Origin of the sequence: Ideonella benzenivorans, from assembly GCF_020387415.1 — a bacterium.
GTDB lineage: Bacteria > Pseudomonadota > Gammaproteobacteria > Burkholderiales > Burkholderiaceae_C > Ideonella > Ideonella benzenivorans.
Map to the genome: position 1 here is coordinate 16,801 of NZ_JAGWCB010000012.1, position 21,630 is coordinate 38,430.

Annotated in this window: 22 protein-coding genes; 3 read left to right on the plus strand and 19 right to left on the minus strand. The window is 65.6% G+C overall.

The annotated features are described in order from the left end of the window. Positions 1-16: 16 nt before the first annotated feature. Together KGA65_RS12750 and kbl are read right to left on the minus strand one after the other, a co-directional pair. Positions 17-967: an NAD-dependent epimerase/dehydratase family protein gene (locus tag KGA65_RS12750; RefSeq protein WP_225863510.1), complete on the minus strand. Its 951-nt coding sequence runs from the start codon at positions 965-967 to the stop codon at positions 17-19. Beyond that, positions 964-2,190 carry a glycine C-acetyltransferase gene (gene kbl, locus KGA65_RS12755; protein ID WP_225863511.1) on the minus strand — a complete coding sequence of 409 codons (1,227 nt, stop codon included), beginning with the start codon at positions 2,188-2,190 and terminating at the stop codon, positions 964-966. The genes KGA65_RS12750 and kbl overlap by 4 nt, the downstream gene beginning before the upstream one ends. 131 nt (positions 2,191-2,321) lie before the next feature. Here kbl and KGA65_RS12760 point away from each other — a divergent pair, with 131 nt between their 5' ends. After that, entirely contained in the window at positions 2,322-2,897 is a 576-nt protein-coding gene (locus KGA65_RS12760; protein WP_225863512.1) for a helix-turn-helix domain-containing protein, read from the plus strand. Between the two features lie 13 nt (positions 2,898-2,910). On the opposite strand, the gene KGA65_RS12765 is transcribed toward KGA65_RS12760, so the two are convergent. Next, a complete protein-coding gene (locus tag KGA65_RS12765) occupies positions 2,911-4,146 on the minus strand; it encodes a YihY family inner membrane protein (RefSeq protein WP_225863513.1) in 1,236 nt (411 codons plus the stop codon). Between the two features lie 19 nt (positions 4,147-4,165). On the opposite strand from KGA65_RS12765, the gene KGA65_RS12770 reads away from it, so the two are divergent. Both KGA65_RS12770 and KGA65_RS12775 read left to right on the plus strand, forming a co-directional pair. Beyond that, positions 4,166-4,567, plus strand: a complete 402-nt coding sequence (locus tag KGA65_RS12770) for a DUF2069 domain-containing protein (protein WP_225863514.1) — start codon at positions 4,166-4,168, stop codon at positions 4,565-4,567. Then, positions 4,564-5,967, plus strand: a complete 1,404-nt coding sequence (locus KGA65_RS12775; protein ID WP_225863515.1) for an FAD-binding oxidoreductase — start codon at positions 4,564-4,566, stop codon at positions 5,965-5,967. The genes KGA65_RS12770 and KGA65_RS12775 overlap by 4 nt, the downstream gene beginning before the upstream one ends. Before the next feature lie 34 nt (positions 5,968-6,001). Here KGA65_RS12775 and KGA65_RS12780 read toward each other — a convergent pair whose 3' ends face one another. Genes KGA65_RS12780 through KGA65_RS12855 form a run of 16 tightly spaced genes read right to left on the minus strand, consistent with a single transcriptional unit; the run spans position 6,002 to position 21,624 of the window. Next, positions 6,002-6,502, minus strand: a complete 501-nt coding sequence (locus tag KGA65_RS12780) for a DUF1178 family protein (protein ID WP_225863516.1) — start codon at positions 6,500-6,502, stop codon at positions 6,002-6,004. A gap of 4 nt (positions 6,503-6,506) precedes the next feature. Then, positions 6,507-7,094 carry an NUDIX domain-containing protein gene (locus KGA65_RS12785; protein WP_225863517.1) on the minus strand — a complete coding sequence of 196 codons (588 nt, stop codon included), beginning with the start codon at positions 7,092-7,094 and terminating at the stop codon, positions 6,507-6,509. Further along, the gene (locus KGA65_RS12790; protein WP_225863518.1) at positions 7,084-7,407 is read right to left on the minus strand and encodes a DUF2818 family protein; all 324 of its coding nucleotides are present in this window, start codon (positions 7,405-7,407) and stop codon (positions 7,084-7,086) included. Before KGA65_RS12790 ends, KGA65_RS12785 begins: the two co-directional genes overlap by 11 nt. A 17-nt stretch (positions 7,408-7,424) precedes the next feature. Continuing rightward, a complete protein-coding gene (nuoN, locus tag KGA65_RS12795) occupies positions 7,425-8,933 on the minus strand; it encodes an NADH-quinone oxidoreductase subunit NuoN (protein ID WP_225863519.1) in 1,509 nt (502 codons plus the stop codon). Between the two features lie 19 nt (positions 8,934-8,952). Beyond that, positions 8,953-10,428: an NADH-quinone oxidoreductase subunit M gene (locus KGA65_RS12800; protein WP_225863520.1), complete on the minus strand. Its 1,476-nt coding sequence runs from the start codon at positions 10,426-10,428 to the stop codon at positions 8,953-8,955. Positions 10,429-10,447: 19 nt separating this feature from the next. Then, on the minus strand, positions 10,448-12,466 hold the full coding sequence (gene nuoL / locus KGA65_RS12805) for an NADH-quinone oxidoreductase subunit L (protein ID WP_225863521.1): 2,019 nt from the start codon (positions 12,464-12,466) through the stop codon (positions 10,448-10,450). A 20-nt stretch (positions 12,467-12,486) separates the two neighbouring features. Then, positions 12,487-12,801, minus strand: coding sequence for an NADH-quinone oxidoreductase subunit NuoK (nuoK, locus tag KGA65_RS12810; RefSeq protein ID WP_225863522.1), 315 nt, complete (start codon positions 12,799-12,801; stop codon positions 12,487-12,489). Further along, positions 12,798-13,436, minus strand: a complete 639-nt coding sequence (locus tag KGA65_RS12815; RefSeq protein WP_225863523.1) for an NADH-quinone oxidoreductase subunit J — start codon at positions 13,434-13,436, stop codon at positions 12,798-12,800. The genes nuoK and KGA65_RS12815 overlap by 4 nt, the downstream gene beginning before the upstream one ends. 53 nt (positions 13,437-13,489) lie before the next feature. Next, positions 13,490-13,987 carry an NADH-quinone oxidoreductase subunit NuoI gene (gene nuoI / locus KGA65_RS12820; RefSeq protein WP_225863524.1) on the minus strand — a complete coding sequence of 166 codons (498 nt, stop codon included), beginning with the start codon at positions 13,985-13,987 and terminating at the stop codon, positions 13,490-13,492. A 20-nt stretch (positions 13,988-14,007) separates the two neighbouring features. After that, positions 14,008-15,069 carry an NADH-quinone oxidoreductase subunit NuoH gene (gene nuoH / locus KGA65_RS12825; RefSeq protein ID WP_225863525.1) on the minus strand — a complete coding sequence of 354 codons (1,062 nt, stop codon included), beginning with the start codon at positions 15,067-15,069 and terminating at the stop codon, positions 14,008-14,010. Positions 15,070-15,089: 20 nt separating this feature from the next. Then, on the minus strand, positions 15,090-17,402 hold the full coding sequence (gene nuoG / locus KGA65_RS12830) for an NADH-quinone oxidoreductase subunit NuoG (RefSeq protein ID WP_225863526.1): 2,313 nt from the start codon (positions 17,400-17,402) through the stop codon (positions 15,090-15,092). A gap of 16 nt (positions 17,403-17,418) precedes the next feature. Further along, complete coding sequence (gene nuoF / locus KGA65_RS12835) at positions 17,419-18,765, minus strand: NADH-quinone oxidoreductase subunit NuoF (protein WP_225863527.1); 1,347 nt, start codon at positions 18,763-18,765, stop codon at positions 17,419-17,421. Positions 18,766-18,767: 2 nt separating this feature from the next. Beyond that, positions 18,768-19,265 (minus strand): NADH-quinone oxidoreductase subunit NuoE family protein, encoded by a 498-nt coding sequence (locus KGA65_RS12840; protein WP_225863528.1) that lies wholly within the window; start codon positions 19,263-19,265, stop codon positions 18,768-18,770. Continuing rightward, positions 19,262-20,515 carry an NADH-quinone oxidoreductase subunit D gene (locus KGA65_RS12845; protein ID WP_225863529.1) on the minus strand — a complete coding sequence of 418 codons (1,254 nt, stop codon included), beginning with the start codon at positions 20,513-20,515 and terminating at the stop codon, positions 19,262-19,264. Before KGA65_RS12845 ends, KGA65_RS12840 begins: the two co-directional genes overlap by 4 nt. A 15-nt stretch (positions 20,516-20,530) precedes the next feature. Then, positions 20,531-21,130, minus strand: coding sequence for an NADH-quinone oxidoreductase subunit C (locus tag KGA65_RS12850; protein ID WP_225863530.1), 600 nt, complete (start codon positions 21,128-21,130; stop codon positions 20,531-20,533). A 17-nt stretch (positions 21,131-21,147) separates the two neighbouring features. Continuing rightward, the gene (locus KGA65_RS12855) at positions 21,148-21,624 is read right to left on the minus strand and encodes a NuoB/complex I 20 kDa subunit family protein (protein ID WP_022981287.1); all 477 of its coding nucleotides are present in this window, start codon (positions 21,622-21,624) and stop codon (positions 21,148-21,150) included. Between the last annotated feature and the right edge of the window lie 6 nt (positions 21,625-21,630).

Here is a 21,630-nt window from a genome sequence, read left to right on the forward strand (position 1 = left end):
CAGCGCCGGCCTGCCCTCAGGCGGCGCGCGACGGCGACAGTGCCGCCAGCATCTCCCGCACCATCTCGGTCAGGCCGAAGCGCGGGGTCCAGCCCCAGTCGGCCCGGGCCTGACCGTCATCCAGCGAGCGCGGCCAGCTGTCGGCGATCGCCTGGCGGAAGTCCGGCGCGTAGTCGATCGTGAAACCGGGCAGCTCGGCCCGGATGGCCGCGGCGATCTGGGCCGGCGTGAAGCTGATGCCCGCCAGGTTGTAGGCCTTGTACTGGGGCAGGCGCGCCAGCGGGGTGTCCATCAGCGCCAGCGTGGCGCGAATCGCATCGTCCATGTACATCATCGGCAGCGCGGTGTCCGGGCTCAGGAAGCTGGTGTAGCGGCCCGCGCGCAGCGCCTCGTGGAAGATCTCCACCGCGTAGTCAGTGGTGCCGCCGCCCGGCGCCGTCTTCCAGCTGATCAGGCCGGGGTAGCGCACGGTGCGCACGTCCACGCCATGGTTGCGGCGGTACCAGGCGCACCAGCCCTCCCCCGCCAGCTTGGAGATGCCGTAGACGGTGGTGGGCTCCATCACGGTTTGCTGCGGCGTCTGGTCGCGCGGCGTGCTGGGGCCGAAGGCCGCGATCGAGCTGGGCCAGAACACCCGCTCCAGCTGATGGGTGCGGGCCAGTTCCAACACGTTGAGCAGGCCTTTCATGTTCAGGTCCCAGGCCCACATCGGGTGCTGCTCGCCGCGGGCCGACAACGCCGCCGCCAGGTGGTAGATCTGGGTGATGCCGTGACGCTCGACCACGGCCGTCAGGGCCGCGGCGTCGGTCACGTCCAGGGCCTCGTGGGCCAGGCCGGGCACGCGACCACGGGGCGAGAGGTCGCTGGTGACCACGGCCTCGCGGCCATGACGCGCCGCCAGCACGCTGGCCAGGTCGGTGCCAATCTGCCCGTTGGCACCGATGATCAGGATGCGGGGTGCGCTCACTGGGCGGTCCCTTTCAGCAGCCCCAGCTCGTGGCCGGCCTGGGCGAAGGCGGCCACCGCACGCTCCAGCTGGGCCCGGTCGTGCGCGGCGCTGAGCTGCACGCGGATGCGGGCCTGGCCCTGCGGCACCACCGGGTAGAAGAAGCCCACCACGTAGACCCCCAGTTCCAGCAGGCGCGCGGCCAGTTGCTGCGCCTTGACGGCGTCGTAGACCATGATGGGCACGATGGGGTGCTCGCCCGGCTTGATCTCGAAGCCGGCCTCGACGATGGCCCGGCGGAAATAGGCCGTGTTGTCGGCCAGCTTGTCGCGCAGCGCGGTGGAGGCTTCCAGCAGATCCAGCACCTTGATCGAGGCCCCGACGATGGACGGCGCGACGGTGTTGGAGAACAGGTAGGGGCGCGAGCGCTGGCGCAGCAGTTCCACCACCTCCTTGCGGGCCGCGGTGAAGCCGCCCGAGGCACCGCCCAGGGCCTTGCCCAGGGTGCCGGTGATGATGTCCACCTTGCCGAAGATGCCGCGGTGCTCGTGGGTGCCGCGGCCGGTGCGGCCCATGAAGCCAGTGGCGTGGCTTTCGTCCACGCCCAGCAGTGCGCCGAAGCGGTCGCACAGCGCGCGGATGCGGTCGAGCTGGGCGATGGTGCCGTCCATCGAGAACACGCCGTCGGTGAACACCAGGATGAAACGTGCGCCGCCGGCACGGGCCTCCTCCAGGCAGCGCTCCAGGTCGGCCATGTCGTTGTGGGTGTAGCGCCAGCGCCGGGCCTTGCACAGACGGATGCCGTCGATGATGGAGGCGTGGTTGAGCGTGTCGCTGATGATCGCGTCCTGCTCGCCCAGCAGGGGCTCGAACAGACCGCCGTTGGCGTCGAAGGCCGCCACGTAGAGGATGGCATCCTCGGTGCCCAGGAAGCGGGCCAAGCGCCCTTCCAGGGTCTTGTGCAGATCCTGCGTGCCGCAGATGAAGCGCACCGAGCTCAGGCCGTAGCCATGGCTGTCCAGGGCCTCGTGGGCCGCGGCGATCACCTCCGGATGGCTGGACAGGCCCAGGTAGTTGTTGGCGCACAGGTTGATGACCTCGCGGCCATCGGTGGTGCGCACCAGCGCGCCCTGCGGCGTGGTGAGGACGCGCTCGCTCTTGTAGAGACCGTCCTCACGCAGGGTTTGCAGTTCCTGGCGCAGGTGGGCGTAGAAGGCATCGGTGGACGCACGGGGATCAGACATGGTGGAGTCCTTGGCGGGTGAACGGATGGTTCACAGTGTTCACTGATTGTTTGCTTGTTCGATATATCGAACATCAGTGCAGTATCATGACACCATTCCCTTCCGTCAAGCCCCCGCGCTGAAAGACCGCGATGTCGCGCCTGCCCTCTTCCGAACCGCCCCGCGTCGGCCAGACACTGGCCACCCTGCGCCAGGCCCGTGCCCTGTCGCTGGACGAGCTCTCACGCCAGGCCGGGGTGTCGAAATCGATGCTCTCGCAGATCGAGCGCAACCAGGCCAACCCCACCGTGGCCGTGGTCTGGCGCCTGGCCAACGCGCTGGGCGTGCCGATGGCCGAACTGCTCAGCGGCGAGGAAAGCGGCACTCCGGCGATGGTGACAGTGCCACCGCACGCCATCCCCTCATTGCGCAGCCCGGACGGGCTGTGCGAATTGCGCATCCTCGGGCCGATCGAGCTGGCCGGCCAGTTCGAGTGGTACGAGCTGACGGTGCAGCCCGGCGGCGTGCTGGCCAGCGAAGCGCATGAACCTGGCACGCGCGAACACCTCACCGTGCATGCCGGCACCCTGCGCGTCGAAGCGGGTGACGACGCCCAAGCCCTGAGCACGGGCGAGACCGCCCGTTACGCGGCGGACCAGCTGCACGTGATCCGCAACCCCAGCGCCGAGACGGCCCGCGCCCTGCTGGTCGTGGTCCACGTCAGCTAGGGCTGCGGCGCCGTCAGCTGCGCAACAGCTCCGCCAGCGTCAGCGTCTCGACGCCGCTGCGCTGACGGAATGTCCGGACCACGTCCTGGGGCGCCAGCAGCAGGCTGTCGACCAGGGGAGCCACCAAGGTGGTGGCCGGATCGCACAGCAGGGTGTGGCGCTGTGCTCCGCCCTCGTCCAGACGTCCCACCCAATCGCGGGCGATCAAGGTGTCCAGCACCGGCTCGATCTGCAAGGGGTCGGTGCGCAACCGCGCCGACAGAGCGTCCAGGGTCAGCCCGCCGCGCCCGGCCTGGCGCACTTCGTCCAGCGCCCGCAGCACGGACAGGCTCAAGGCGAAAGCCCGCCCCGGCACGTCCGGCTGACGCACCACGCCCATTTGCAGACTGGGCGCATAGGCGGCGATCACCGCGCCACACAGCACGATCACCCAGACCAGGTACAGCCAGAGCAGAAAGATCGGCGCGGTGGCGAACGCCCCATAGATCGCCGAGTAGGTGGCGACCGAGGTCACGTACCAGGCCAGCCCGGTCTTGGCCAGCTCGAAGGTCACACCCACGAACAAGGCTCCCCCGAGCGCATGGCGCCAGCGGACATGGGTGTTGGGCACGTAGTAGAACAGCGCCCCCATTCCGCCGATCTGCAGCAGGAACTCCAGCAGAGCCAACACCAGCCGCACCCCACCTGGCAGGGCACTGACCAGGCCCTTGGAGGCGGACAGCACGTAAGAGGTCAGGCTCAGGCTGACACCCAGCACCAGCGGCCCCAGCGTCAAGGCCGCCCAATAGACCAGCACCCGCTGCCCGATCGGCCGAGGCTTGCGCACCCGCCAGATGCCGTTGAGCGTGCGGTCGATCGTCAGCATCAGCGAGATCGCGCTGGCCAACAGGAACAGCAGCCCCACGCCACCGACCCGGCTGGCCTTGCTGGCGAACTGGGTCAGCGCCGCCAGCACCGGGCGGGCGATCGCCTCGGGCACGAGGCTCTGCAGGAAATACTTCTGCAGCGCCATCTGGAACTTGCCAAACACCGGAAAGGCGGTGAAGAGGGCCAGCATCACCGTGAGCAAGGGCACCAGCGCGATCAGCGTCGTGAAGGTCAGGCTGCCGGCGCTGAGGCCCAGCCGGTCTTCGCGAAAGCGCTGGCGCAAGGTGCGCAGGGTGTCGAACCACGGCCAGGTCCGCAAGGTGGTGAACAGCAAGCCGATCTGCGACTGCCAGTGGCCCCGCAGGGCGGTCTTCAAGCTCATGCCAGCTATCATGCCAAACATGTCGGAGCCCTCCCTGGTGACCCTGGCGCCGGATGGCGTCACCCGCGCCACACGCGCCCTCGCGCTGGCCAGCCTGATCGGGCTCATTGCACTGGGTCTGGCCTGGGAACTGTGGCTGGCCCCCACCGGCCACCGCACCATGGCGCTCAAGGTGCTGCCGCTGCTGATGCCCCTGGCCGGCCTGTGGCGCCACCGCCTCTACACCTACCGCTGGGTCAGCCTGATGGTCTGGCTCTATTGCGCCGAAGGCCTGGTGCGCGGCACCAGCGACACTGGCCTGGGCCGCTGGCTGGCCTGGATTGAGGTGCTGCTGTGCGTGCTGCTGTTCGCGGCCAGTGCCTGGCAGGTGCGCTGGCGCCTGCGTCGGGCCCATCGGGCCGCCGAAGGAGAAACCGCATGAGCCAGGCCCTGCTGTCCGAACTGCGCGAACTGCTGGGCCCGGCCCAGGTGCTGACCGAAGGGGACCTCAGCGCCTGGGAGCGCGACTGGCGCAAGCGCTACCACGGCCGTGCACTGGCTGTCGTGCGGCCCGGTACGCCCGAGGAGGTGGCCGCGGTCGTGCAGGCCTGCGGCTTGCACGATGTGAGCCTGGTGCCCCAGGGCGGCAACACCGGGCTGGTCGGGGGCGGCGTACCCGATGACAGCGGGCGCCAGATCCTGCTCAGCCTGTGCCGGCTCAACCAGGTCCGCGCCATCGACCGGGCCAACCTGACGATGACGGTGGACGCCGGCTGCATCCTGCAGCAGGTGCAGCAGGCCGCCGACGAGGCCGGGCTGCTCTTCCCGCTCAGCCTGGCGGCCGAAGGCAGCTGCACCATTGGCGGCAACCTGGCCACCAACGCGGGCGGCACCCAGGTGCTGCGCTATGGCAATGCGCGCGAGCTGTGCCTGGGCCTGGAGGTGGTGACCGCGGCCGGCGAGATCTGGAACGGCCTGAGCGGCCTGCGCAAGGACAACACCGGCTATGACCTGCGCGACCTGTTCATCGGCAGCGAGGGCACCCTGGGCATCATCACCGGCGCCACGCTCAAGCTCTATCCGCGCCCTGTCGGCCGGCGCACCGCACTGGCCACCTGTCGCGACCTGGCCCAGGCCGTGGCCTTGCTGGAGCTGACGCGCCACCACCTGGATGCCGGCCTGACCGGCTTCGAGGTCATGAGCGCCTTTGCATTGCAACTCGTCGCCAAACACTTTCCACAGATCCCGCAGCCGTTTCCCCAGGCGCCCTGGTCGGTCCTGCTGGAACTGGTGGCCCCGGACGACGCCCAGGCCCAGGCGGCGCTGGAGGCGGTGTTGGGCGCCGCCCTGGAGCAGCACATCATCGACGACGCGGTCGTCGCGGAAAGCCTGGCCCAGTCGCATGCCCTGTGGCATCTGCGCGAGTCGATCCCATTGGCGCAAAGCGAAGAGGGCCTCAACATCAAGCACGACATCTCGCTGCCGGTCTCGGCCATCCCGGCCTTCGTCAGCCGTACCGACGCGGCGCTGCAAGAGGCCGTGCCGGGCGTGCGGATTGTCAATTTCGGCCACCTGGGGGATGGCAACCTGCACTACAACGTGCAGGCCCCGGAGGGTGAAGCGGCCCCGGCCTTCCTGGCCCAGCACGAAGACCGCTTCAATGCCCTGGTCTACGACGCGGTGCAGCGTCTTGGCGGCTCGATCTCGGCCGAACATGGCATTGGCGCCCTCAAGCGTGAGCAACTGCCGCAGTACAAGTCACCCGTCGCCCTGCGGCTGATGAAGGCCGTGAAGAAGGCCCTGGATCCGCTCGACCGCCTGAACCCGAACCGGGTGATCTGACCCACCGAGGGGGGGCTGCCCGCAAGGGGCAGCGTCAGTGGGTCGGCCCCTTGAGGGCCTCGGGCACCGGCAGGCTGAAGACCTCGATTCCCTCGTCGCGCAATTCCTCGCGCTCCTCAGGTGTGGCCTGCCCGCGGATGCCGCGCGACGGTGCCTCGCCCAGGTGGATGCGGCGGGCCTCCTCCGGGAAGCGCTCCCCGACATCCTCCGTGCTGGCCATCACCGAACGCACAGCCTGCAGGAAGATGCGCTGCATCTGCTCGGAGGTCGGGTGCACGGCCGTTTCGCCGGTGACCGATGCAGCACCACCGGTGGATGCGGTGGCGGCAGGTGGTGTTGCACCGGTCGGAGAGATCATCTCGCGAGCCCCCGACAGGTTCAGACGGGGCGCGCTGGGTGAGCGCACCACCTGCGCTTCACCGCAGAGCGGGCAGCTCAACAACCCCTGTTCCTGCTGGCGCACATAGTCCTCTTCCGAGGCAAACCACCCCTCGAAGCCGTGCCCATGGGCACACCGCAGGTTCCAGACCTTCATGGTCTCACCGGCCGGTGTCGGCGCTTTGCCACTGGAGCGACCAGCGTCCGGCACGCCAGTTCTGCAACCAGAGCAACCCGATCAGGGTCTTGGCATCGGTCAGTTCGCCCCGGGCCGCCAAGGCGGCAAGTTCGTCCTCGGTCATCAGGCACAGGTCGATCACTTCCCCGGGGTCCAGATGGCGCTCCCCGGCGGTCAGCCCGCGGGCAAACCAGATCTCGATGAACTCCGTGGAGTAAGCGGCCGCGTTGTGCAGCACACCGGCACAGGCCCACTCGCGGGCGCGGAACCCGGTTTCCTCGGCCAGCTCCCGCATGGCGGCGGCCCAGCGCGATTCGCCCGGATCCAGCTTGCCAGCCGGGAACTCCAGCAGCACCTGCTGCAGCGGATAGCGGTACTGCCGTTCCAGCACCAGGCGGCCATCGTCCAGGAGGGGAATGATGACCACGGCCCCCGGGTGGATGACGTATTCCCGCCCGGCCCGGGTCCCGTCGGCCTGGGCGATCTGGTCGCGCCGCAGCGTCAGGAAATGACCCCGGTACACCTCGTCCGAGGACACCGTGGTCTCGACCAGATGGTCTTCACCCTGCATGGAGGGCCTCAGCGGCGGGCGCCCGGCGGAGATAGCGCCAGACGAACCCCGGCGATGCCAAGGTCAGGAACAGGCACCCCATGGCCGCATAGAACTCCCAGCCCTGGGGCGAGCGCTGACCCAGCGACGACTCCAGGCCGAAACCCAGCGCCATCACGCCCAGCCACAGCAGCACGAGTTCCAGCAGACGCCAGGCAAAGGCCTTGGTCGCACGCCGCGGCCCCACCAACAGCAGACGCTGCGAGACAAAAGGAAGATTGGCCGCCACCAGCGCAGCGGCCAACACCAACCAGACAGCCAGACTCTGCGTCATCCGGTGCCGCCGTCGCCTCAGCCGGCCAGGGCCGCGACGATGACGTCGCGGCACAGGGCCATCAGGCCTTCCGGCAGGATGCCCAGCAGCAGCGCTGCCAGGCCATTGACGGCCAGCAGCGCGCCCACGCCGGGGAAGCTCAGGCCACCGAAGGCCTTGCTTTCACGTGCCTCGTCGAAGTACATGACCTTCACGACCCGCAGATAGTAGAAGGCGCCGATCAGCGACAGCAGCACGGCCACGATGGCCAGCCACATGTAGAGGCTCTGCCCCGTGCTCACCAGCGCCTGCAGGATGGCGAACTTGGCATAGAAGCCCACCATCGGCGGCACGCCGGCCAGCGAGAACATGAAGACCGTCATCACCCCCGCCAGCCAGGGGCTGCGCTTGGCCAGGCCGGCCAGGTCGGCGATTTCCTCGCTCTCGAAGCCTTGGCGGCTCAAGTACATGATCAGGCCGAAACCGCCCAGCGTCGTCAGCACATAGGTGACGAGGTAGAACAGCGCCGAGCTGTAGCCGTTGGCCGCCAGCTGGGTCGAGCCCGCAACCACGGTCGGGGTCAGGCCCAGCAGCATGAAGCCCAGTTGCGCAATGGCCGAGTAGCCCAGCATGCGCTTGAGGTTGGTCTGGGCGATCGCCGCAATGTTGCCCACCACCAGCGACAGCACCGCCAGCAGGATCAGCATCTGCTGCCAGTCGTGCGCAATGCCGCTGAGCCCTTCCACCAGCAGGCGGATGGTCACGGCAAAGGCGGCGAACTTGGGCGCCCCGCCAATCATCAGCGTGATGGCGGTCGGCGAGCCTTGGTAGACGTCGGGCACCCACATGTGGAACGGCACCAGACCCAGCTTGAAGGCCAGGCCAGCGACGATGAACACCACACCGAAGCTCAGCACCGTCGCGTTGACCTGCCCGGTCGCGATGGCGTCGAACACCTCCGGGATGTCCAGCGAGCCGGTCGCACCGTAGAGCATCGACATGCCGTACAGCAGAAAACCGCTGGCCAGCGCGCCCAGCACGAAGTACTTCATCGCGGCTTCGGTCGCGACCGAGTGGTCACGGCGCAGTGCGATCAGGGCATACAGCGAGAGACTCATCAACTCCAGGCCGACGTAGATGACCAGGAAGTTGTTGGCCGACACCATCACCGAGATGCCCAGCACCACGAACATCGCCAAGGTGAAGAACTCCCCCTTCAGCATCTCGCGGCTGCCGATGTAGGGCCGTGCGTAGGCGATGGTCAGCATCATGGCCAGCGCCGCGCTGAGCGCCAGCAGGTGGCCCATGGGGTCCGAGACCACCAGCCCCTGCATCGCGTAGACGGAAGCCTTGGCCCCCTCCGCGCCAAGCCCCGCCTGCAGCGCGGCCACGTGCATCACGGCCACGGCGCCCAGCGACAGCTGCGTCAGCCAGAACGTCAGGCTGCGTGCCGGATGGGTCACGTACAGATCCACCAGCGCCACCACACAGGCAGCGACCAGCAGCAGGATTTCAGGATAGACGACGAGCCAGTTCATTTGAGTCATGGTGTGCATCCCGGCTGTGTCAGTTGAGCTTGGACACGGCCACGTGCTTGAGCAGCTCGGTCACGGAAACATGCATCACATCCGTGAACGGCTTGGGATACAGGCCCATGGCCAGCACGGCCGCCGCCAGCATCGCCAGCATCAGGAATTCGCGGGCGTTGATGTCCTTCAGTTCGCGCACATGGTCATTCGCCACGTCGCCGAAGTAGACCCGCTTGTACATCCAGAGGCTGTAAGCCGCACCCAGCACCAGGGCGGTGGCGGCCAGCAGGCCGATCCAGAAGTTGTAGCCCACGGCGCCCAGGATCACCATCCACTCGCCGATGAAACCAGCGGTCCCCGGCAGGCCGCAATTGGCCATCGCGAACAGCAGCGCGAACGAGGCGAACTTCGGCATCGTGTTGACCACACCGCCGTAGGCAGAAATCTCACGGGAATGCACACGGTCGTACAACACCCCGATGGAGAGGAACATCGCCCCCGAGACGAAACCGTGCGAGATCATCTGCACGATGCCGCCTTCCATGCCCAGCTCATTGAAGATGAAAAAGCCCAGGGTCACAAAGCCCATGTGCGCGATGGACGAGTAGGCCACCAGCTTCTTCATGTCCTGCTGCACCAGCGCCACCAGACCGATGTAGATCACGGCGATCAGCGACAAGGCGATGATGAACCAAGCGTAATGGTGCGCGGCGTCCGGTGCGATGGGCAGCGAGAAGCGCAGGAAACCGTAAGCGCCCAGCTTCAGCATGATGGCGGCCAGCACCACCGAACCGCCGGTCGGCGCCTCCACGTGGGCATCCGGCAGCCAGGTGTGCACCGGCCACATCGGCACCTTCACGGCGAAGGCGGCGAAGAAGGCGAAGAACAGCAGCGACTGCGCATCCATCGGCAGCGGCAGCTTCTGCCAGTCCAGGATCTCGAAGCTGCCGCCCGACTTGATGTACAGGTAGGTCAGCGCGACCAGCATCAGCAGCGAGCCCAGCAGCGTGTAGAGGAAGAACTTGAACGCGGCGTAGACGCGGCGCGGCCCACCCCAGATGCCGATGACGATGTACATCGGGATCAGCGTGGCTTCGAAGAACACGTAGAACAGCAAGCCGTCCAGTGCGGTGAAGACACCGATCATCAGACCCGAGAGGATCAGGAAGGCGCCCAGATACTGGTGGGCACGCTCCTTGATGACCTCCCAGCCGGCGATCACGACGATCACGGTGATGAAGGCCGTCAGCAACACGAACCAGACCGAGATGCCGTCCACACCCAGGTGATACCGGATGTTGAAGCGCGCGATCCAGCTCAGGTTTTCGACGAACTGCATTGCGGCCGTCCCGGCATCGAACCCGGTGATCAGCGGCAGCGTGACGAGGAAGCTGAGGATGGCCCCCACCAGGGCGGTCCAGCGGGCCGCTCCGGGGTTCTCGTTACTTCCCAAGGCCAGCAGGATGATGCCGAAGAAGATCGGCAGCCAGATGGCAACGCTCAAAAGACCCATTCTTGTTCTCCGCCCTCTGTCAACGACCCAGCAGGATCGTCAGATGAGGCCACAGTTGCCAAGTCATCAGACCAAACACACCCAGCACCATCACCAGTGCGTACCAGGACAGATAGCCCGTCTGGACAGTCCGCAGCACACCCGCGAACCAACCGACCGCCCGGGCCGAACCATTGACGATCAGGCCATCGATCAGGCCGACATCGCCGATCTTCCAAAGACCACGCCCGATCAGGCGGGCACCGGCCGCCACGATGTTCTCGTTGATCCAGTCCATGTAGTACTTGTTCTCCAGCACACGGACGATGGGCGAGAAAACCCGGGCCAGCGTGGCCGGGATCGAGGGGGCCACCATGTAGAACACGTAGGCCGCCACCACACCCGCCAGGGCCAGCAGGAACGGCACCGAGGTGAAGGCATGCAGGCCCATGGCCAGCGGCCCCTGGAACTCGTGCGCCAGCTCTTCCATCGCTGGGTGGGCCTCGGTGTTGATGAACACCGCGTCCTTCAGCACGCTGCCGTACAGCAAGGGTTCGATGGCCAAGTAGCCGATGATGACCGAGGGGATGGCCAGCAGCACCAGCGGCAGGGTCACCACCCAGGGGGATTCGTGCGGCGTGTGGGCATGACCATGGTCGTCGTGGTCATGCTCACCTGGGAAGGGCTTGTGGTGGAAATGCTCCTTGCCGTGGAAGACCAGGAAGTACATCCGGAAGGAATAGAAGGCCGTCACGAAGACCCCCGCCACCACCGCGAACTGCGCGAAGCCAGCGGCCGGCAGATGGCTGGTGGCCACCGCCTCAATGATCGAGTCCTTCGAGTAGAAGCCCGAGAAGAACGGCGTGCCGATCAGGGCCAGCGAACCGATCAGCGAGGTGATCCAGGTGATCGGCATGTACTTGCGCAGACCACCCATGTTGCGCATGTCCTGGTCATGGTGCATGCCGATGATGACCGAACCCGCGCCAAGGAACAGCAGGGCCTTGAAGAAGGCGTGCGTCATCAGGTGGAACACGGCCACGTTGTAGGCCGACACACCCAGCGCCACGGTCATGTAGCCCAACTGCGACAGCGTCGAATAGGCCACCACCCGCTTGATGTCGGTCTGGATGATGCCCAGGAAGCCCATGAACAGGGCCGTGATGGAACCGATCACCAGGATGAAGTTCAGCGCGGCATCCGAGAGTTCGAACAGCGGCGACATGCGCGTCACCATGAAGATGCCGGCGGTCACCATCGTGGCTGCGTGGATCAGCGCCGAGATCGGGGTCGGACCTTCCATCGAATCCGGCAGCCAGATGTGCAGCGGGAACTGAGCCGACTTGCCCATCGCGCCGATGAACAGGCAGATGCAGGCCACGGTCAGCAGCCCCCAGTCCTGACCCGGGAAGGTCAGCTTCGCCAGTTCGTTCGATTTGGCGAACACCTCGGTGTAGTTCAGCGAGCCGCTGTACGCCAGCAGCAGACCGATCCCCAGGATGAAGCCGAAGTCACCCACCCGGTTGACCAGGAAGGCCTTCAGGTTGGCGAAGATGGCAGTCGGCTTCTTGTACCAGAAACCAATCAGCAGGTAGGACACCAGACCCACCGCTTCCCAGCCGAAGAACAGCTGCAGGAAGTTGTTGCTCATGACCAGCATGAGCATCGAGAAGGTGAACAGAGAGATGTACGAGAAGAAGCGCTGGTAGCCGGGGTCCTCTTCCATGTAGCCGACGGTGTAGATGTGCACCATCAGCGACACGAAGGTCACCACGCACATCATCATTGCGGTCAGTCCGTCGATCAGGAAGCCGACTTCCATCTTCAGGCTGCCGACCGTCATCCACTCGTAGACGGTGGCGTTGTAATGCGCCCCGTCCACCACCACGGACTTGAAGACCGAGGCCGAGCAGAGGAAGGCGATCAGCACGCCAAGGATGGTGACCCAATGCGCGCCACGGCGCCCGATGGTCTTGCCGAACAGGCCGGCCACCAGGGAGCCGACCAGCGGCGCCAGGGGCACGGTCAGAAGCAGATTCTGGGAGAGTTGTGCAGACATGTTCTTCAGGGCTCCGTGCGTCAGCCCTTGAGCGAGTCGAGCTCGTCCACGGCAATCGTCGATCGGTTGCGGAACACCACGACCAGAATGGCCAAGCCGATGGCCGATTCAGCCGCCGCCACGGTCAGGATGAAGAACACGAACACCTGCCCGGCCATGTCCCCCAGGTAGTGGGAGAAGGCCACGAAGTTCATGTTCACCGCCAGCAGCATCAGTTCGATCGACATCAGCAGCACGATCAGGTTGCGCCGGTTCATGAAGATCCCGACCACCGAGAGTGCGAACAGGAAGCCGCCAAGGGTCAGGAAATGGTAGAGCGTGATGCCGTGGCTCATGCCTGGCCTCCTTCAGCTTCCTTGGGCGCGGACGGCTGTTCCACCGTCGGCGCCATCTTCACCAGACGGACCCGGTCGGCCGCCTTGACCCGCACCTGCTCGGCCGGGTTCTGATAGCGGCTGTCCTTGCGGTGCCGCATCGTCAGCGCGATCGCGGAGATCATGCCGACCAGCAGCAACACCGCAGCGACCTGCAACGGATACAGGTACTGGGTGTAGATCTCCACGCCCAAGGCGCGCGTGTTGCCCAGCTTGAGAACGGCCGGATCAAAGGCCTTGGCCACCGGCAGGTTGAAGCCTGCCTTCATCACGATGGCCATCTCGATGGCGATCAGCACCCCGACCAGGGCGGCCAGCGGGAAATGGTTCCAGAAGCCCTCGCGCAGGCTGTCGGTGTTGATGTCAAGCATCATCACCACGAAGAGGAACAGCACCATCACCGCGCCGACGTAGACCAGCGACAGCGTGATGGCCAGGAACTCAGCCTGCAACAGCATCCAGATGCAGGACGCGTTGAAGAAGGCCAGCACCAGGTACAGGACGGCGTGGACGGTGTTGCGGGCCGTGATGACACGGAAACCCGCAAACAGCAGCACGGCCGAGAAGAGGTAGAACAGAACGGAGGTGGGATTCATGTTGTGTGCGCCTGTCAGGTGCGCTGGATCAAGAGGCGGCGACGCCCCTGCCCTCAGCGGTACTTGGCGTCGGCCTCCTTGTTGGCAGCGATCTGCTTCTCGTAGCGGTCACCCACGGCCAGCAGCATGTCCTTGGTGAAGTACAGATCGCCACGCTTTTCACCGTGGTACTCGAAGATGTGCGTCTCGACGATCGAATCGACCGGGCAGCTTTCCTCGCAGAAGCCGCAGAAGATGCACTTGGTCAGATCAATGTCGTAGCGTGTGGTGCGGCGCGAACCGTCGTCGCGCACGTCGGACTCGATGGTGATGGCCATCGCCGGGCACACCGCCTCGCACAGCTTGCAGGCGATGCAGCGCTCTTCGCCGTTCTCATAGCGGCGCAGGGCATGCAGACCGCGGAAGCGCGGCGACAGCGGCGTCTTTTCCTCGGGAAACTGGACTGTGATGGTGGGCGACAGGAAGTGGCGCCCCGTCAAGGCCAGCCCTTTCCACAACTCCAGCAGCAGGAAGCTGGAGAAGAACGTCTTGAGAGATGCGATTGAAGACATGGGAAGCTCTTTCTCGCGCCTTACTGCCAGATGTTGAAGGGCGACTGGATCCACAGTCCCACCACGACCAGCCACACCAGCGTGACCGGAATGAAGATCTTCCAGCCCAGCCGCATGATCTGGTCATAGCGGTAGCGCGGGAACGAAGCACGCACCCACAGGAACATCGTGACGACCACGAAGACCTTGATCGCCAGCCAGATCCAGCCCGGGATGAAATCCAGGAAGGCAAAGGGGCTCAGCCAGCCGCCCAGGAAGAGCAGCACGGTCAGCATCGACACCAGGATCATGTTGGCGTATTCCGCCAGGAAGAACATGGCAAACGACATGCCCGAATACTCGATCATGTGCCCGGCCACGATTTCCGACTCGCCTTCCACCACGTCGAAGGGGTGGCGGTTGGTTTCAGCCAGACCGGAGATGAAGTACACCAGGAACACCGGCAGCAGCGGCAACCAGTTCCAGGACAGCAGGCCCAGACCCGCATTGGCCATGTGGCCGCGCCCCTGCTGCATGACCACGTCGCTCAGGTTCAGGCTACCCGTCACCATCAGCACGATCACCAGGGCAAAGCCCATCGCGATCTCATAACTGATCATCTGGGCCGAGGCCCGCAGCGCCCCCAGGAAGGCGTACTTCGAATTGGAGGCCCAACCTGCGATGATCACGCCATACACCTCCAGGGAGGTGATGGCCATCAGGAACAGCACGCCGGCGTTGATGTTGGCCAGCGCCACATCGGGGCCGAAGGGGACCACGGCCCACGCCGCCAGGGCCGGCATGATGGTCATGATCGGGCCCAGAAAGAACAAGCCCTTGCTGGCCGCGCTCGGACGGATGATCTCCTTGAAGATCAGCTTGACCGCGTCGGCGATGGGGGTCAGCAGGCCATAGGGCCCCACGCGGTTCGGACCCGGGCGGATCTGCGACCACCCAATGGCCTTGCGTTCCCACAGGGTCAGGTAGGCCACGCAGCCCATCAGCGGTGCGACCACCACGATGATCTTGATCAGCGACCACACGACGGGCCACCACAGGCCGCCCATCAAGGCCAGCCCGGCTTGGTAGAAGTTGTCGATCATGAGAGTTCCTGCCCTCGGCCTCAGGCCGCCTCGACGGCGATCGTGCCGAACATCGCGCCCAGTGCGACGGTATCGGGATGCCCGGCCGGCACACGCACCGTATCTGCCGCCAGGTGGCGGTCTTCACGGGCCGGCAGCACCACGGCCTGAGCGCCCTGGCTGACACGGACCTTGGCCCCCTCGGCCAGGCCCAGCTGTTGCCAGAGCGCCGACGGCAGACTGGCCACGGGCGCAGCGGCGTCACGGGTGTGCTGCAGCGAAGGCGCTCGGCGCACCAGGCTGTCCGCACTGTAGATGGGCACATCGGCCAGACGCTGCAGGCCAGCCTGCCCGGCCACCGGCGTGAGCGAGGCCTGCACCGCGTTGCTCAGGCGCGTGGCCAGCGAGGCCACATCACCCAACGCTTCGGCGCGAACCTCCTCGACCGTTTCCTGCTCGAATCCAGGCAGACCTAGCAGGTTGCCCAGCACGCGCAGCACCTTCCAGGCGGGACGGGTCTCGCCCTTGGCCTGCACCACGCCATGGAAGCTCTGCACCCGACCTTCGGCATTCACGAAGGCGCCACCGGTTTCGGTGAATGGCGCGATCGGCAGCATCACGTCGGCGTTGGGCACCGCTGCGTCCTTGAAGGACGTCAACGCCACCACCAGCCCGGCACCTTCGAGCGCGGCTTGGGCCGCAGCACCATCCGCCGCGTCCAGCACCGGTTCGGTGTTCAGCAGCAGCAGCGCCTTCATCGGCTGGGCCAGCATCTGGCCGGCGTTCAGGCCACCATCGCGCGGCTGGGCCCCCACCAGTTGGGCGCCCACCGTGTTGGCCGCCTCGGTGAGATAGCCCACCGTCGCGCCCGTCTGCTCGCCGATCCAGTTGGCCAGGGCCAGCAACATGGAGGCCTGCGGATGTTGCGCTGCGGCGTTGCCCAGCAGGATGGCCTTCTGGCTGCCCGACAGCAGGGACTGCGCCACAGCTTCCGCCTCGGCAGACACCAGGGCGGTCGCGGGAGCGGCCAGACCCTTGGCCGAAGCCACGTAGCCGGCCACGTCGGCCAGTGCCTGGGCCCAGGCCGACGGCGCCGCGGTCAGCGTGCCCTTCAGCGGCATGGCCCAATCGTCGTGCGTGGCGTTCAGGCTGAACAGCTGGGCGCCATGACGCACCGCTTGGCGGATGCGCTGAGCGAACAGCGGGTGGTCCTTGCGCAGGAATGAACCCACCACGAAGACCCGGTCCAGCGAAGACAGCGAAGCAATCGACGTCCCCAGCCAGCGGGCCCCCTGCCCGGCCGTGAAGTCGGCATGGCGCAGGCGGTGGTCCACATTGTCACTGCCCAGGCCACGCACCAGCTTGGCCAGCAGATGCAGTTCCTCCACCGTGCTGTGGGCCGAACCCAGGGCACCGATGCCCGCCGCGCCGAACTCGGCCTTGACCCGCTTCAGGCCATCGGCGACATAGCCCAGGGCGGTGTTCCAGTCCACCGTCACCCACTGCCCGCCCTGCTTGATCATCGGCGCGGTCAGACGCTGCTCGCTGTTCAGGGCCTCGTAGCTGAAACGGTCCCGGTCGGCCAGCCAGCATTCGTTGACGTCTTCGTTCTCGAACGGAACGACGCGCATCACTTCGTGGTTCTTGACCTGAACAATCAGGTTGGCGCCGGTCGAATCGTGCGGGCTGACGCTCTTGCGGCGCGACAGTTCCCAGGTGCGGGCGCTGTAGCGGAACGGCTTGCTGGTCAACGCGCCCACCGGGCACAGGTCGATCATGTTGCCGGAGAGTTCCGAGTCCACCGTCTGACCGACGAAGGTCGTGATCTCGGAGTGTTCGCCGCGGTTCTGCATGCCCAGCTCCATCACGCCGGCCACTTCCTGGCCAAAGCGCACGCAACGGGTGCAGTGGATGCAGCGACTCATCTCCTCCATGGAGATCAGCGGGCCCACGTTCTTGTGGAAGACCACGCGCTTCTCTTCGGCGTAGCGCGAGGCGCCACCGCCGTAGCCCACGGCCAGATCCTGCAGCTGGCATTCGCCGCCCTGGTCGCAGATCGGGCAGTCCAGCGGATGATTGATGAGCAGGAATTCCATCACCGCCTTCTGGGCGGCCACGGCCTTCTCGCTCTTGGTGCGCACCACCATGCCCTGGGTCACGGGCGTGGCGCAGGCCGGCATCGGCTTGGGCGCCTTCTCCACATCCACCAGGCACATGCGGCAGTTGGCCGCGATGGACAGCTTCTTGTGGTAGCAGAAGTGCGGGATGTAGGTCCCTGCCGCATCGGCCGCATGCATCACCATGCTGCCTTCGGGCACCGAGACCTTCTTGCCGTCGAGTTCGATTTCCAACATATCGTGTATGCCCCGCTCAGACGTAGGCCGGGACCATGCAGGTCTTGTGTTCGACGTGGTACGCGAACTCGTCACGGAAATGCTTCAGCATGCCGCGCACCGGCATGGCCGCCGCGTCACCCAGCGCACAGATCGTGCGCCCCATGATGTTGCCGGCCACGCTGTCCAACAGCGCCAGGTCTTCAGGACGGCCCTGGCCGTGCTCGATGCGATCCACCACGCGCCACAGCCAGCCGGTGCCTTCGCGGCAGGGCGTGCACTGCCCGCAGGACTCGTGGGCGTAGAAATAGGACAGGCGCAGCAGGCTCTTGACCATGCAGCGGGTCTCGTCCATCACGATCACCGCGCCCGACCCCAGCATCGAGCCGGCCTTGCTGATGGCGTCATAGTCCATCGTGCAGTCCATCATGATGGAGGCCGGCAGCACCGGTGCGGAAGAACCGCCCGGGATCACGGCCTTGAGCTTCTTGCCGCCCTTCACGCCGCCCGCCAGTTCCAGCAGCTTGGAGAACGGCGTGCCCATTGGGATCTCGTAGTTGCCCGGGCGCTCCACGTCACCGACCATCGAAAAGATCTTGGTGCCGCCGTTGTTGGGCTTGCCGCACGCCAGGTAGGCCTGCCCACCGTTGCGGATGATCCAGGGCACCGCCGCGAAGGTCTCGGTGTTGTTGATGGTGGTGGGCTTGCCGTACAGGCCGAAGCTGGCCGGGAACGGCGGCTTGAAGCGGGGTTGCCCCTTCTTGCCTTCCAGCGACTCCAGCAGCGCGGTTTCCTCGCCACAGATGTAGGCGCCAAAACCGTGGTGGGCATGCAGATTGAAGCTGAAGCCGCTGCCCAGGATGTTGTCCCCCAGCAGACCGGCCGCGCGGGCCTCTTCCAGAGCCGCCTCGAAGCGTTCATACACCTCGAAGATTTCGCCGTGGATGTAGTTGTAGCCCTGGGTGATGCCCATCGCGTAGGCCGCGATCGCCATGCCTTCGATCACGATGTGCGGGTTGTGCCGCAGGATCTCTCGGTCCTTGCAGGTGCCCGGCTCGCCCTCGTCGGAGTTGCAGACCAGGTACTTCTGCCCCGGGAACGCCCGCGGCATGAAGCTCCACTTCAGACCGGTGGGGAAGCCGGCGCCACCACGACCACGCAGGCCGGAGGCTTTCACCTCTGCAATGACCTGATCCTGGCTCAGGCCTTCACCGCCGTCCTTGCCCAGGATCTTGCGCAGGGCCTGATAGCCACCACGCTCGACGTAGTCCTTCAAGCGCCAGTTGGAACCATCCAGGCTGGCGTAGATCTGCGGCGTGATGTGGCGGTCATGGAAACAGGTCTCCAGACCGCTCGCCTGGAAACGGGAAAGATCGAGTGCCATCGTCAGGCCGCCTTTCCTGCTTCGGTGCGGATCAATTCGATCATCTCGTCGAGCTTCTGGTTGCTCATGTAGCTCAGCATCTGGCGGTCATTCACCAGCATCACCGGCGCGTCGGCGCAAGCGCCCAGGCACTCGCACTTGGCCACGGTGAAAAGACCGTCGGCCGTCGTGCCACCGTCCTCCACACCCAGCTTCTCGCACAGGTGCTCCAGCGCTTGCTGGCCATTGCGCAGCTGGCACGGCAGGTTGGTGCAGACGTTCAGCTTGTACCTGCCGCCCGGCTGCTGGTTGTACATGTTGTAGAACGTGGTGACCTCGTGCACCGCGATGGCCGGCATGCCCAGGTAGTCGCCAATGGCGGCTTCGGCGTCCGGCGACACCCAGCCTTGCTCCTGCTGCACGATGGACAGGCAGGCCATCACGGCCGATTGCGCCTGGTCCGCGGGGTACTTGGCCACTTCCTTCGCGAAGCGTGCCTTGGTGGCGTCAGAAAGTGTCATCGATCGATCTCGCCAAACACGATGTCCATGGTGCCGATCACCGCAACGGCATCGGCAATCATGTGGCCGCGCGCCATCTCGTCGAGCGCAGCCAAGTGGGCAAAGCCAGGGGCCCGGATCTTCAGGCGGTACGGCTTGTTGGCGCCGTCGCTGACCATGTAGATCCCGAACTCACCCTTGGGATGCTCGACGGCGGCATAGGTCTCGCCCTCGGGCACGTGGAAACCTTCGGTGAAGAGCTTGAAGTGGTGGATCAGCTCTTCCATGCTGGACTTCATCTCGACCCGCGTGGGCGGCGCCACCTTGTGGTTGTCGGTGATCACCGGGCCCGGGTTGGCCCGCAGCCAGGCCGAGCACTGCTGGATGATGCGGTTGGACTGGCGCATCTCCGCCACGCGCACCAAGTAGCGATCGTAGGTGTCACCGTTCTTGCCCACGGGGACGTCAAAGTCCATGTTGGCGTAGACGTCGTAGGGCTGGGTCTTGCGCAGATCCCAGGCCACGCCGGACCCACGCAGCATCGGGCCCGAGAAGCCGAGGTTGAGCGCACGCTCGGGCGACACCACGCCAATGCCCACCGTGCGCTGCTTCCAGATCCGGTTGTCGGTCAGCAGGGTCTCGTAGTCGTCGACGTTCTTCGGGAAGCGCGCACAGAAGTCGTCGATGAAGTCGAGCATCGACCCCTGACGGTTTTCGTTGAGCTTCTTGATTGCACGTTCGTTGCGAATCTTGCTGGCCTGGTACTGCGGCATGCTGTCCGGCAGGTCGCGGTAGACACCGCCCGGACGGAAGTAGGCCGCGTGCATGCGGGCACCGGACACCGCTTCGTACAGGTCGAACAGGTCTTCGCGTTCACGGAACGCGTAGATCAGGATGTTCATCGCGCCGCAGTCAATGCCGTGCGCACCGATCCACAGCAGGTGGTTCAGCAGCCGGGTGATCTCCGCGAACATGACGCGGATGTACTGGGCCCGCAGCGGCACCTCAATGCCCAGCAGCCGCTCGGCGGCCAGGCAGTAGGCATGCTCGTTGCACATCATAGACACGTAGTCCAGCCGGTCCATGTAGGGCAGCGACTGGATGAAGGTCTTCTGCTCGGCCAGCTTTTCGGTGGCCCGGTGCAACAGACCGATGTGCGGATCGGCACGCTGGATGACTTCGCCGTCGAGTTCCAGCACCAGGCGCAGCACGCCGTGCGCAGCCGGGTGCTGCGGACCGAAGTTCAGGGTGTAATTCTTGATGTCTGCCATGACGGAATCCCGGGCTCAGTGCAGGCCGCCGTAGTTGTCCTCGCGGACCACGCGGGGGGTGATCTCGCGGGGTTCGATGGTGACCGGCTGGTACACCACACGGCGGGTTTCGGCGTCGTAGCGCATCTCGACATGGCCCGAGACCGGGAAGTCCTTGCGCATCGGATGGCCGATGAAGCCGTAATCCGTCAGGATGCGGCGCAGGTCTTGGTGACCTTCAAAGATGATGCCGTAGAGATCGAAGGCCTCGCGCTCGAACCAGTTCGCCGAGTTCCAGATCTCGGTCACGGAGGCCACGATCGGCAGGTCGTCATCCGGCGCAAACACCTTCACGCGCAGCCGCCAGTTGAGCGCCACGGACAACAGGTGAGACACCGCCACGAACCGAGGGCCTTCCCACGGCGCATTGCGATAGGCCGACATGTCCATGCCACACAGATCGATCAGTTGCTCGAACTGGAGCTTCGGGTCGTCGTGCAGCGCCTTGGCCACTTCGAAGTAGTCCGCTGCCTTGACCGTGATCGTGATTTCGCCGCGTTCGCGCTGGAGGCGCTGGATGCGATCACCCAGCACGCTGGTGAGCGCTGCTTGCAGGTTGTCGAGTTTCTGCGTCATCTGAAAAGCGTCCGCGGTCAGCGGGCAATGGTGTTTTCGCGCCGGATCTTGGCCTGCAACTGCAGGATGCCGTAGAGCAGTGCCTCGGCCGTGGGAGGGCACCCGGGCACGTAGACATCGACCGGCACGATGCGGTCGCAGCCGCGAACCACCGAATAGCTGTAGTGGTAATAGCCGCCACCGTTGGCACAGGAGCCCATCGAGAGCACCCAGCGCGGTTCAGCCATCTGGTCGTAGACCTTGCGCAGGGCCGGCGCCATCTTGTTGCACAGCGTGCCGGCGACGATCATCAGATCGGACTGACGCGGACTGGGGCGGAACAGCATGCCGAAACGGTCGATGTCATAGCGGGCAGCCCCCGCATGCATCATCTCGACCGCGCAGCAGGCCAAGCCAAAGGTCATGGGCCACAACGACCCGGTCTTCGACCAGTTCACCAGCTTGTCGACCGAGGTCGTGACGAAGCCTTCCTTCAGAATGCCTTCATTACCCATGTGTAG